Raw genomic sequence first — 12,274 nt, 5'->3', positions numbered from 1 at the left:
GCCTCCCGCCGCGTCGGCCGGCTCTCCAAGCCGGAGCTCGACCTCCTGGAGTCGACGACGGTGATGTTCCGCCAGTGGGACGCCCAGTGCGGTGGCGGTCTGCGCCGCAAGGCGGTCGTCGGCCAGCTCCACGAGGTGACGGACCTCCTCCAGGAGCCCCAGCCCGAGACCACCACCCGCAAGCTGTTCAAGGTCGCCGCGGAACTGGCCGAGCTCGCGGGCTGGATGTCGTACGACGTGGGGCTCCAGCCCACCGCCCAGAAGTACTTCGTGCTCGCCCTGCACGCCGCCAAGGAGGCCGGCGACAAGCCGCTCGGCTCCTACGTGCTGTCGAGCATGAGCCGCCAGATGATCCACCTCGGCCGGCCCGAGGACGCCCTGGAGCTGATCCACCTCGCGCAGTACGGCAGCCGGGACTGCGCGAGTCCGCGCACCCAGTCGATGCTGTATGCGATGGAGGCCCGCGCCTACGCCAACATGGGACAGCCCGGCAAGTGCAAGCGGGCGGTCCGGATGGCCGAGGACACCTTCGCCGACGCCGACGAATGGGACGAGCCGGACCCCGACTGGATCCGCTTCTTCTCCGAGGCCGAGCTGTACGGCGAGAACTCCCACTCCTACCGCGATCTCGCCTACGTCGCCGGCCGCAGCCCGACCTACGCCTCCCTGGCCGAGCCGCTCATGCAGCGGGCGGTGGAGCTCTTCTCCGACGACGGCGAGCACCAGCGGTCGTACGCACTCAATCTCGTCGGCATGGCCACCGTGCACCTGCTGCGGCGCGAGCCCGAGCAGAGCACCGTGCTGGTGGAACAGGCCATGAACATCGCCAAGAAGGTCCGCTCCGAGCGCGTCAACACTCGTATTCGAAAGACGGTCGACACGGCCGTACGCGATTTCGGTGATCTCGCCCAGGTCGTGGATCTCACCGACAAGCTCGCCGTGGAACTCCCGGAGACCGCGGAAGCCGTCTGAATCCCCGGAACCCCGGCCGCGGCCGGCCCTCCCGAACTGCCCGACTCGGCTCCCCCATGCCAGGTCGTCGGAAGGCCGACCGCGGCCGGTTTCTTTCCTTCTACGAAGGTTGCGCCACGATAACGATCGACGCGACCCGAATCCGGCAGTTCATCGACGCGTAACACACCAGGCGTCTTCGTCACGGCGGCGAAACAACGAGGGGCTTCCACCGAAACCGCGCTGCGTCAATCTCATGGCGCATAACCGGCCCACCCCTCAATCCGCTCTGGCTTCGCCCGCACGGGGCCGTACCTACGACGAGGAGACGCCGATGGCACCAGCCATCACGCTCGCCGCAGACAAGCTGTCTGTGGCCAACACAGGCTTCATGTTGATCTGTTCCGCCCTGGTGCTGATCATGACGCCCGGTCTCGCCTTCTTCTACGGAGGCATGGTCCGGGTCAAGAGCACCCTCAACATGCTGATGATGAGCTTCATCAGCATGGGTATCGTCACCATCCTGTGGGTGGTGTACGGCTTCTCCATGGCGTTCGGTACGGACCACGGCTCGCTCATCGGCTGGGAATCCGACTTCTTCGGATGGACCGGTATCGACAAGGGCGACATCTGGTCCGGATACACGATCCCAGTTCTCGCCTTCGCCGTGTTCCAGATGATGTTCGCGATCATCACGCCGGCCCTGATAAGCGGCGCGATCGCCGACCGGGTGAAATTCTCCGCCTGGGCGCTCTTCGTCGTGCTGTGGGCCACGGTCGTGTACTTCCCGGTCGCCCACTGGGTGTGGGGCACCGGCGGCTGGGCCTTCGAACTCGGTGTGATCGACTTCGCCGGTGGTACCGCGGTCCACATCAACGCGGGTGCCGCGGCGCTCGGCGTGATCCTGGTGATCGGCAAGCGCGTCGGCTTCAAGCGGGACCCGATGCGCCCGCACAGCCTCCCGCTGGTCATGCTCGGCGCCGGTCTGCTGTGGTTCGGCTGGTTCGGCTTCAACGCCGGCTCGTGGCTCGGCAACGACGACGGCGTCGGCTCCCTGATGTTCGTCAACACGCAGATCGCCACCGCCGCCGCCATGCTCGGCTGGCTCCTCTACGAGAAGATCCGCCACGGCGCGTTCACCACCCTCGGTGCCGCCTCCGGCGCGGTCGCCGGTCTGGTCGCCATCACCCCGTCGGGTGGTGCGGTCACCCCGATCGGCGCGATCTGCGTCGGTGTCATCGCCGGTGTCCTGTGCGCGATGGCGGTCGGCCTGAAGTACAAGTTCGGCTACGACGACTCCCTGGACGTCGTCGGCGTCCACATGGTCGGCGGTGTCATCGGCTCCCTGCTGATCGGCTTCTTCGCCAGCGGCACCGGCCAGTCCGACGTCAAGGGCCTCTTCTACGGCGGCGGCCTGGACCAGTTCTGGAAGCAGTGCGCCGGTGTCTTCGCGGTCCTCGCCTACTCCCTGATCGCCTCCGCCATCCTCGCCTTCCTGCTCGACAAGACGATCGGCATGCGGGTCAGTGAGGACGAGGAGATCTCGGGCATCGACCAGGCCGAGCACGCCGAGACCGCATACGACTTCAGCGGTGCCGGTGGCGGCGCCGCCCGGACCTCCGTCACGGCCCCGGCCGCCGACGCGGGCAAGAAGGTGGACGCATGAAGCTCATCACCGCCGTCGTCAAGCCGCACCGGCTCGACGAGATCAAGGAAGCCCTCCAGGCCTTCGGGGTGCACGGTCTGACGGTCACCGAGGCGAGCGGTTACGGTCGTCAGCGGGGCCACACCGAGGTCTACCGCGGTGCCGAGTACACCGTCGACCTGGTCCCGAAGATCCGCATCGAGGTACTCGCCGAGGACGACGACGCCGAGCAGCTGATCGACGTCATCGTCAAGGCGGCCCGTACCGGCAAGATCGGTGACGGCAAGGTCTGGTCCCTGCCGGTCGAGACGGCCGTACGGGTCCGGACGGGCGAGCGCGGCCCGGACGCGCTCTGACCGAGGCACAGAACAGGAGCTGCTGGGTGACGAGCACGAACGTGCGCAAGGATGCAGAGGACTCGGGACCCAGCGGTTACGCGGCGGCCCGGCTGCGCCTCCTCACTGAGGGGGCGCGGTCCGGGCCGCCGCGCCGTTCCGCCCTCGCCGAACTGACGGACGACTGGCTCTCGGGACTGTTCACCGCGGGCGCCGAGAAGCTGCGCGGGGTCTCCCTCGTCGCCGTCGGCGGCTACGGCCGGGCCGAGCTGTCGCCCCGCAGCGACCTGGACCTGCTCCTGCTGCACGACGGCAGCGACTCGGACGCGGTCGCCGCCCTGGCCGACCGCCTCTGGTACCCGGTGTGGGACCTCGGCCTCGCCCTCGACCACTCCGTGCGCACCCCGGCGGAGGCCCGCAAGACGGCCGCGGAGGACCTGAAGGTCCAGCTCGGCCTCCTCGACGCCCGTCACCTCGCCGGCGATCTGGGCCTGACCGCGGGGCTGCGGACGACCGTCCTCGCCGACTGGCGCAACCAGGCGCCCAAGCGTCTCCCCGAGCTCCAGGAACTGTGCGCCGAGCGCGCCGAACGCCAGGGCGAACTCCAGTACCTCCTCGAACCCGACCTCAAGGAGGCCCGCGGCGGCCTCCGGGACGCCACCGCCCTGCGCGCCGTCGCCGCCTCCTGGCTGGCCGACGCCCCGCGCGAGGGCCTCGACGACGCCCGGCGCCGGCTCCTCGACGTCCGCGACGCCCTCCACCTGGCCACCGGCCGCGCGACCGACCGGCTCGCGCTCCAGGAGCAGGACCAGGTCGCCGCCGAGCTCGGGCTCCTGGACGCCGACACCCTCCTGCGGGAGGTCTATGAGGCCGCCCGGGTCATCTCCTACGCCAGTGACGTCACCTGGCGCGAGGTGGGACGCGTCCTCAGGTCGCGCTCCGTGCGGCCCCGGCTGCGCGCCATGCTCGGGGGCGGCAAGCCGGTCCCCGAGCGGTCACCCCTGGCGGAGGGCGTCGTCGAGCAGGACGGCGAGGTGGTGCTCGCCCGTGCCGCGCGCCCCGACCGGGACCCCGTGCTCCCACTGCGCGCCGCGGCCGCCGCCGCCCAGGCCGGACTCCCGCTCTCCCTGCACGCCGTACGGCGCATGGCCGCCGGAGTGCGCCCGCTGCCCACGCCCTGGCCCGCCGAGGCCCGCGAACAGCTCGTGACCCTGCTCGGCTCCGGCCCGCCCACCATCGAGGTCTGGGAGGCGCTGGAGGCCGAGGGGCTGATCACCCGGATGCTGCCCGACTGGGAGCGCGTGCGCTGCCGCCCGCAGCGCAACGCCGTGCACATCTGGACCGTCGACCGGCACCTGATCGAGACGGCCGTGCGCGCCTCGGAGTTCACCCGGCGCGTCCACCGCCCCGACCTGCTGCTGGTCGCCGCGCTCCTGCACGACATCGGCAAGGGCTGGCCCGGCGACCACTCGGTGGCCGGCGAGATCATCGCCAAGGACGTCGCCGCGCGCATCGGCTTCGACCGCGACGACGTGGCCGTACTCGCGACCCTCGTACGGCACCACCTGCTCCTCGTCGACACCGCCACCCGGCGTGACCTGGAGGACCCGGCCACCGTGCGCTCGGTCGCCGACGCGGTCGGGTCGCAGGGCACGCTGGAGCTGCTGCACGCGCTCACCGAGGCCGACGCCCTGGCCACCGGGCCGGCCGCCTGGTCGTCCTGGCGGGACTCGCTCGTCGCCGACCTGGTCAAGCGGGTGGGCGCGGTGCTCGCCGGGGAGGCTCCCGAGGAACCTGAGGCCGCTGCTCCCACCGCCGAGCAGGAGCGGCTCGCCATCGAGGCGGTCGCGACCGGCGGCCCGGTGCTGTCCCTGCGTGCCCAGACCGAGCCGCCCGTGGACGCCCAGCCCTCGGGCGACCCGGAACCGCTCGGCGTGGAGCTCGTGATCGCCGTACCGGACCAGCCCGGTGTGCTGCCCGCGGTCGCCGGGGTGCTGGCCGTGCACCGGCTCACCGTCCGCACCGCCGAGCTGAGCACCCAGGACCTGCCCGACGGCGTCGAGGGCTCCGTGCTCCTGCTGAACTGGCGGGTCGCGGCCCAGTACGGCTCGCTGCCCCAGGCGGCCCGGCTGCGCGCCGATCTCGTACGGGTCCTGGACGGCTCGCTGGACGTCGCCGGGCGCCTCGCCGAGCGGGACGCCGCCTATCCGCGGCGCCGGGGTGTCGTCGCGCCCCCCGCGCGCGTGACGGTAGCCCCGGCCGCCTCACGGCACGCCACGGTGATCGAGGTGCGCGCCCAGGACGCCCCCGGACTGCTGTTCCGCATCGGACGCGCGCTGGAGGACGCCGGGGTGCGGATGCGCAGCGCGCACGTGTCGACGCTGGGCGCCAACGCGGTGGACGCCTTCTACGTCACCGACGGCAAGGGCGCCCCGCTCGGGGCCGGTGAGGCGGCCGCCGTGGCCCGGAAGCTGGAGGAGACCCTGCGGGGCTGACCGGGGGATCCCGGCTACGTGTGTCGCCGGGATACCCTGGAGGGCGATTCCCAGCTGCCACCGACCCCGAGGACCGCGAGCGCCGTGTTCGATACTCTTTCCGATCGCCTCTCAGCGACTTTCAAGAACCTGCGCGGCAAGGGACGGCTCTCCGAGGCGGACATCGACGCCACCGCGCGCGAGATCCGGATCGCGCTCCTCGAGGCGGACGTGGCCCTGCCGGTCGTCCGGTCGTTCATCAAGAACGTCAAGGAGCGCGCCCTCGGTGCCGACGTCTCCCGGGCGCTGAACCCCGCCCAGCAGGTCCTGAAGATCGTCAACGAGGAACTCGTCACGATCCTCGGCGGCGAGACCCGGCGGCTCCGGTTCGCCAAGAACCCGCCCACCGTGATCATGCTGGCGGGTCTCCAGGGTGCCGGTAAGACGACCCTCGCGGGCAAGCTCGGCCGGTGGCTGAAGGAGCAGGGCCACTCGCCGCTGCTCGTCGCCGCCGACCTCCAGCGCCCCAACGCCGTCAACCAGCTCAGCGTCGTCGCCGAGCGCGCCGGGGTCGCGGTCTACGCCCCCGAGCCGGGCAACGGCGTCGGTGACCCGGTCAAGGTCGCCAAGGACTCCGTCGAGCACGCCAAGGCGAAGGTCCACGACATCGTGATCGTGGACACCGCCGGCCGTCTCGGCATCGACCAGGAGCTGATGCGGCAGGCCGCGGACATCCGCGACGCCGTCAGCCCCGACGAGATCCTCTTCGTCGTCGACGCGATGATCGGCCAGGACGCGGTCAACACCGCCGAGGCCTTCCGCGACGGCGTCGGCTTCGACGGCGTGGTGCTCTCCAAGCTCGACGGCGACGCCCGCGGTGGCGCGGCGCTGTCGATCCGGCAGATCACCGGCAAGCCGATCATGTTCGCCTCCAACGGCGAGAAGCTGGAGGACTTCGACGCCTTCCACCCCGACCGGATGGCCTCCCGCATCCTCGACATGGGTGACCTGCTCACCCTGATCGAGCAGGCGGAGAAGACGTTCAGTCAGGAAGAGGCCGAGAAGATGGCCTCCAAGCTGGCGTCCAAGAAGGGCCAGGACTTCACCCTGGACGACTTCCTGGCCCAGATGGAGCAGGTCCGCAAGATGGGCAGCATCTCCAAGCTGCTCGGCATGCTCCCGGGCATGGGCCAGATCAAGGACCAGATCAACAACCTGGACGAGCGGGACGTCGACCGCACGGCCGCCATCATCAAGTCGATGACCCCGGCCGAGCGCCAGGAACCGACCATCATCAACGGCTCGCGCCGCGCCCGTATCGCCAAGGGTTCCGGTGTCGAGGTCAGCGCGGTCAAGAACCTCGTCGAGCGGTTCTTCGAGGCCCGCAAGATGATGTCCCGCATGGCCCAGGGCGGCGGCATGCCCGGCATGCCGGGGATCCCGGGCATGGGCGGCGGTCCCGGCCGCGCCAAGAAGCAGCCCAAGAAGGCCAAGGGCAAGCAGCGCTCCGGCAACCCGATGAAGCGCAAGCAGCAGGAGCAGGAGGAGGCCGCCCGCAGGGCCGCCCAGGGCGGCGGCGCCTTCGGGGTGCCCGGCCAGCAGGCCCCGCAGGACTTCGAGCTGCCGGACGAGTTCAAGAAGTTCATGGGCTGAGCAGGCCGGCCGACAGGGACTGCGGGACGGTCGCGCGCCGGGGCATGGGCGAGCGGGCGGGGCGTCTGTCCGCCCTCCCGCCGCGCCCCGGCCCCTCCGGTGCCGGGCTGATCCGGAAGAGGGGCACTGAGAGGGGCCCTAAGTGTATTGCCCCGTGAGGTTGGGGACGCGGCTGGCGGGTGGTTGGCCCTTGAGCGCGGTGTGTCCGCGGTGGTGATTGTAGGTGTGCAGCCAGTCGGGGAACGCTGCGCGTCGTTCCTGCTCTGACCGATAGGGCTTTGCGTAGGCCCATTCGTCGAGCAGGGTGCGGTTGAAGCGTTCGACCTTGCCGTTTGTCTGCGGTCGGTAGGGCCGGGTTCGCTTGTGGGTGACTCCGGCTGCCGCCAGCGTGTCGCGCCAGTCGCGTGAGCGGTAGCAGGAGCCGTTGTCGGTCAGGACCCGCTCGACGGTGATCCCGGCCTGGGTGAAAAAGGTGTGGGCCCGGGTCCAGAAGCCGGTGGCGGTCTCCTTCTTCTCGTCCGCGTGGATCTCGCTGTAGGCCAGGCGGGAGTGGTCGTCGACGGCGGTGTGCAGGTAGCTGTACCCGGCGTTCGAGCGGTTCTTGCGGCCCTCTTGCCGGCCGAGGGTCTTGTGGCCGCCGCCGTCGGGGATGTTGCCGAGTTTCTTGATGTCGACGTGGACGAGTTCGCCGGGGCGGTTGCGTTCGTAGCGTCGTATGACGCGGCCGGTGGCCCGGTCCAGATGGGCGAGGCGGGCCAGGCCGTAGCGGGTCAGGACGCGGTGCACGGTGGAGGGCACCAGGTGCAGCAGGTGCGCGATGCGGGCCGGGCCCCACCGGCGCAGGACGCGGACCTTGATGATCCGGCGTTCGGTGCGGGTCGGGGTGCGGCGCGGGCTGGTGTCCGGGCGGGAGGAACGGTCGGACATCCCGCTCTCGCCGAACTGCCGGTAGCGCTCGGCCCATCGCCGGGCGGTGGTGGGCGAGACCTGGAAGCGCTCGGCGGCCCGGCGCAGGGGCCAGCCCTCCTCGACGACGCAGTGGGCCAGGCGCAGGCGTCCGGTCTCGGTCAGGGGTGCATTACGGTGGACCACGAGGGCCTTTCTGGTCGGTGTAGACGTCGCAATCCACACCGAACCGGAAGGCCCTCACCCGTTCAAGATCCCTCAACCGAGACCTGGCTCACCCGTCCACAACCTCCCGGGACAGAACACCTAAGGCACGCGTGCGACCAGGTACCGGAAGACGTTCGGCATCCACACCGTGCCGTCCCGGCGCTGGTACGGATGCAGGGCCTCCGTCACCTCCTTGTCCACCTGCGCCCGGTCGGTGGCCTCGATGGCCGCGTCGAAGAGCCCGGTCGACAGCAGGCCCTTGAGCGCGCTGTCGAGGTCGGCGTAGCCGAAGGGGCAGGAGACGCGTCCCGAGCCGTCGGGCCTGAGGCCGGCCCGCTGGGCGACCTCCTCCAGGTCGTCACGCAGGGCCGGGCGCCAGCTGCCCGTGCCGCGCAGCGGCTCCGCCAGCTTGGTGGCCACCCGCAGCACGGAGGACGTGGCGCACCGCTCCGGCGGGCCCCAGCCGGCGAGCGCCACCGCCGCGCCCCGCTCCGCGAGCGGTGTCGCCGAGGCGAGAAGCTCACCGAGCCCCTCCGCGTCGCCCGCGAGGCACCCGATCGGTTCGAAGGCGGTCACGAGGGTGTACGGGCCGGCCAGGGAGTCGTCCTTGGATACTTGCTCGACCAGCCGGGTGCCGGTCCCCGCGCGCGTGCCCCACGCCTCCGGCCGCAGCCGCTCCCGCGCAAGCGCCAGCCGCTCCGGGGAGCAGGGCTCCACACCGGCGACCGCGGCCCCTCTGGAGGCGGCCATCAGCAGAGCGAGCCCGCTGCCGCAGCCGAGGCCCAACAGCCGTGTGGCGGGGCCCACTTCCAGTCGCTCGTAGACGGCCTCGTACAGCGGAACCAGCATCCGCTCCTGGATCTCGGACCAGTCACGCGCGCGTGCACCGAGGTCCGCACGGGACGCCCCTCCCGTCGAGGCCAGGTGCTGCCGCACGAGCGTAGGTGTCATGGATAAGCGCCCCAATCCGCAGAGTTGACTCTGTGCCCGATTCCGTAGCCCCCGTGACGTGCGCTCGCAGTTCCCCCGTATGCCAGGTAACTCCGCACTCGACCGCTCGTCCAGAGGCAGAAGGGCCCCGCTTGCGGGTTGGCATGTGCCGGGGAAAAGAATTCACATCCCGGCAATCCGGGCCCGTAACATCGCGCCATGGCAAAGGCACCTGTTCTCACACCCCGGGCGGACGACTTCCCGCGCTGGTACCAGGATCTGGTCACCAAGGCCGAATTGGCCGACAACGGTCCGGTGCGCGGCACCATGGTCATCCGACCGTACGGGTACGGGCTGTGGGAGCGGATGCAGGCCGAGATCGACGCCCGGATCAAGGCGACGGGCACGCAGAACGCGTACTTCCCGCTGCTGATCCCGCAGTCCTACCTCACCCGTGAGGCCGACCATGTCGAGGGTTTCGCGCCCGAGCTCGCGGTCGTCACCCACGGCGGCGGCAAGGAGCTGGAGGAGCCCGCGGTCGTCCGCCCCACCTCCGAGATGATCATCAACGACTACTTCTCGAAGTGGGTGCAGAGCTACCGCGACCTGCCCCTGCTGATCAACCAGTGGGCCAACGTGGTCCGTTGGGAACTGCGGCCCCGGCTCTTCCTGCGGACCACGGAGTTCCTGTGGCAGGAGGGCCACACCGCGCACGCGAGCCAGGAGGACGCGCGCGCGTTCGCCTCGCACATCCACCGGCAGGTCTACGAGGACTTCATGACGAACGTCCTCGCCATGGACGTCGTCCCCGGCCGCAAGACCGTCAAGGAGCGGTTCGCCGGGGCCATCAACACCCTCACCCTCGAAGGGATGATGGGCGACGGCAAGGCCCTGCAGATGGCCACCAGCCACGAATTGGGCCAGAACTTCGCCAAGGCCTTCAACACCACGTACCTGTCGAAGGACGGCACCCAGGAACTCGTCTGGCAGACCTCCTGGGGCTCCACCACCCGCATGATCGGTGCCCTGGTGATGATGCACGGCGACGACCACGGCCTGCGCGTCCCGCCGCGGCTGGCCCAGACCCAGGTCGTGGTCCTCGCGATCAAGGGCGACGAGCCGGTTCTGGCCAAGGTCCGCGAGATGGGCGACCGGCTGCGGGCGGCGGGGCTGCGCGTCCACGTCGACGACCGCACCGACACCCCCTTCGGCCGCCGCGCGGTCGACTGGGAGCTCAAGGGCGTGCCGGTCCGCGTCGAGATCGGGCCCCGTGACCTGGAGAGCGGCACCGCGATGGTGGCCCGCCGCATCCCGGGAGGCAAGCAGGCGGTCGCCCTCGACGATCTCGTACGACTGCTCCCGGCCGCCCTGGAGGAGGACCAGGCGCTGCTGCTGGCCCAGTCCCGGGAGCGCCGCGAGTCCCGGACGGCCGAGGTGTCGACGTTCGACGAAGCCGTCGAGGCCGCCGTGGCCGGAGGCTGGGCGCGGATCCCGTGGGCCGTCCTCGGCGAGGAGGGCGAGGCCAGGCTGGCCGAGCACGGGGTGACCGTACGGTGTCTGGTCGCCGAGGACGGGTCGGTGCCGGGAACCGACGACGCCCCCGGTAACGTCGCAGTGGTCGCGCGCGCTTACTGAGGCAGGGCCCTTCCGGCGCGAGAGCGACCGAAACGCCTCTTGCGCACCGGCGGATCACATCCGCACCGGCGCGTGGACACGATCTACGCGCCGGGGCGTACCTCACACTACGCACCAGCTTGTGGCGAGCTGTGAGGCTTCTCCGCAGATCAGCGCACCCGCCCTCGTCTCCACGCATCAGCGGCAACTGACGGGTACGTGCAAATTATTTGGGATGCCCCGGAATAGGAACACAGGGGCACTCTGGCTCGTTGTCATTACGTGAGCACGACACAGACACCACCTGTTCTCGCCGCAGAGCTGGCAGAGGCGTGGGCCGACATTCAGCGGTACCACCCCGAACTGCCGGACCTTGCCGCGCCAGAGTCCCTGATCGGGGAGTCGTCGTCCGCGTGCGGTCACGAGCTCTCCTTCGAGCGACTGCTTCACGAGGCAGTCCACGGCATCGCCGCCGCGCGAGGGATCCGCGACACCTCCCGCGCCGGCCGCTACCACAACCGCAGATTCCTCGCGATCGCCGAGGAGATGGGCCTGGACCACCCCGAGGAACCGCATCCGAGCAGCGGTTTCTCCCTGGTCACGCTCACCCCCGAGGCAAAGCGCCGTTACCGCCCGACCATCGAGCGGCTCCAGCGCGCACTCAAGGCCCACACGGCGGCGACCTCCGCCGACACCGCCCGCTCCTTCCGGGGGCCGGCGGCGCGGCACGGCTCCTCCGGAGGCGGGGTCCGGGTCAAGGCCGTCTGCGACTGCGGCCGCAATGTGAGGGTCGTCCCCTCCGTCCTTGCCCAGGCGCCGATCGTCTGCGGGGGATGCGGAAAGCCGTTCCGCATCCCCGACATCGTCGGCGCGGCGGCGAGCTGAGACCGCGGCTGCTCGTGGCAGCCGCGGTCCTGCCCGAGAGGCACCCGGAGTGCCGGGTGCCTCTCGGGCATGCTCGTGCGCGGCCTCGGTCGGAGCGGGGCCGCGGGGTGTGGCACAATGGCTAGCTGTACTCGACAGCCGCACAGGAACCCTCTCGCCTCCGGCTGACGCGTCCATCGGGCACTCGGGTACCGCAACCCCACGCGGCATTCTCGCCGTGCCCAACCACGTCAATTCCAGGAGAACCCACTCCCGTGGCAGTCAAGATCAAGCTGAAGCGTCTGGGCAAGATCCGTTCGCCTCACTACCGCATCGTCGTCGCCGACTCCCGCACCCGTCGTGACGGCCGTGCGATCGAGGAGATCGGCCTGTACCACCCGGTGCAGAACCCCTCGCGCATCGAGGTCGACTCGGAGCGCGCGCAGTACTGGCTGGGTGTCGGCGCGCAGCCGACCGAGCCCGTGCTCGCCATCCTGAAGAAGACCGGCGACTGGCAGAAGTTCAAGGGCGAGCCCGCCCCGGCTCCGCTGCTCCAGCCGGCCGAGAAGGCCGCGCGTCCCTCGTTCGAGGCCCTCGGTGGCGACGACGAGGGCAAGGGTGAGGCCATCACCCAGAAGAAGAAGGCCGAGAAGAAGGACGAGGCCGCGGCTGAGTCCGAGTCGACCGAGGCCTGA

General features: G+C 70.6%; 9 protein-coding genes and 1 pseudogene. 8 read left to right on the top strand and 2 right to left on the bottom strand.

The genetic code is table 11. The features are described 5' to 3' along the window. From EHS43_RS07100 to ffh, 5 genes and pseudogenes are all read left to right on the top strand, one after another. Window positions 1-972: pseudogene (locus tag EHS43_RS07100) on the top strand (hypothetical protein); the annotation flags it as partial. 313 nt (window positions 973-1,285) lie between these two features. Beyond that, the gene (locus EHS43_RS07095; protein WP_125189674.1) at window positions 1,286-2,617 is read left to right on the top strand and encodes an ammonium transporter; all 1,332 of its coding nucleotides are present in this window, start codon (window positions 1,286-1,288) and stop codon (window positions 2,615-2,617) included. Continuing rightward, on the top strand, window positions 2,614-2,952 hold the full coding sequence (locus tag EHS43_RS07090) for a P-II family nitrogen regulator (protein ID WP_003997576.1): 339 nt from the start codon (window positions 2,614-2,616) through the stop codon (window positions 2,950-2,952). Before EHS43_RS07095 ends, EHS43_RS07090 begins: the two co-directional genes overlap by 4 nt. Before the next feature lie 26 nt (window positions 2,953-2,978). Beyond that, complete coding sequence (locus EHS43_RS07085; RefSeq protein ID WP_125189673.1) at window positions 2,979-5,426, top strand: [protein-PII] uridylyltransferase; 2,448 nt, start codon at window positions 2,979-2,981, stop codon at window positions 5,424-5,426. 84 nt (window positions 5,427-5,510) lie between these two features. Beyond that, window positions 5,511-7,058, top strand: a complete 1,548-nt coding sequence (ffh, locus tag EHS43_RS07080; protein WP_125189672.1) for a signal recognition particle protein — start codon at window positions 5,511-5,513, stop codon at window positions 7,056-7,058. A gap of 138 nt (window positions 7,059-7,196) precedes the next feature. On the opposite strand, the gene EHS43_RS07075 is transcribed toward ffh, so the two are convergent. Next, on the bottom strand, window positions 7,197-8,150 hold the full coding sequence (locus EHS43_RS07075) for an IS481 family transposase (protein WP_125189671.1): 954 nt from the start codon (window positions 8,148-8,150) through the stop codon (window positions 7,197-7,199). A 120-nt stretch (window positions 8,151-8,270) separates the two neighbouring features. Then, complete coding sequence (locus EHS43_RS07070; protein ID WP_125189670.1) at window positions 8,271-9,122, bottom strand: SAM-dependent methyltransferase; 852 nt, start codon at window positions 9,120-9,122, stop codon at window positions 8,271-8,273. 198 nt (window positions 9,123-9,320) lie between these two features. Between EHS43_RS07070 and proS the strand changes: the two genes are divergently transcribed. The 3 genes from proS to rpsP all read left to right on the top strand — a co-directional run bounded on the left by proS (window position 9,321) and on the right by rpsP (window position 12,274). Further along, window positions 9,321-10,736: a proline--tRNA ligase gene (proS, locus tag EHS43_RS07065; RefSeq protein WP_125189669.1), complete on the top strand. Its 1,416-nt coding sequence runs from the start codon at window positions 9,321-9,323 to the stop codon at window positions 10,734-10,736. 261 nt (window positions 10,737-10,997) lie between these two features. Then, a complete protein-coding gene (locus tag EHS43_RS07060; protein WP_125189668.1) occupies window positions 10,998-11,600 on the top strand; it encodes a hypothetical protein in 603 nt (200 codons plus the stop codon). Between the two features lie 254 nt (window positions 11,601-11,854). Then, window positions 11,855-12,274, top strand: a complete 420-nt coding sequence (gene rpsP, locus EHS43_RS07055; protein WP_037708517.1) for a 30S ribosomal protein S16 — start codon at window positions 11,855-11,857, stop codon at window positions 12,272-12,274.

This window comes from Streptomyces sp. RP5T (assembly GCF_003933965.1).
Classification (GTDB): Bacteria; Actinomycetota; Actinomycetes; order Streptomycetales; family Streptomycetaceae; genus Streptomyces.
The sequence above is the reverse complement of the archived record's forward strand: the minus strand, read 5'-3'. Positions and strand labels throughout refer to the sequence as shown.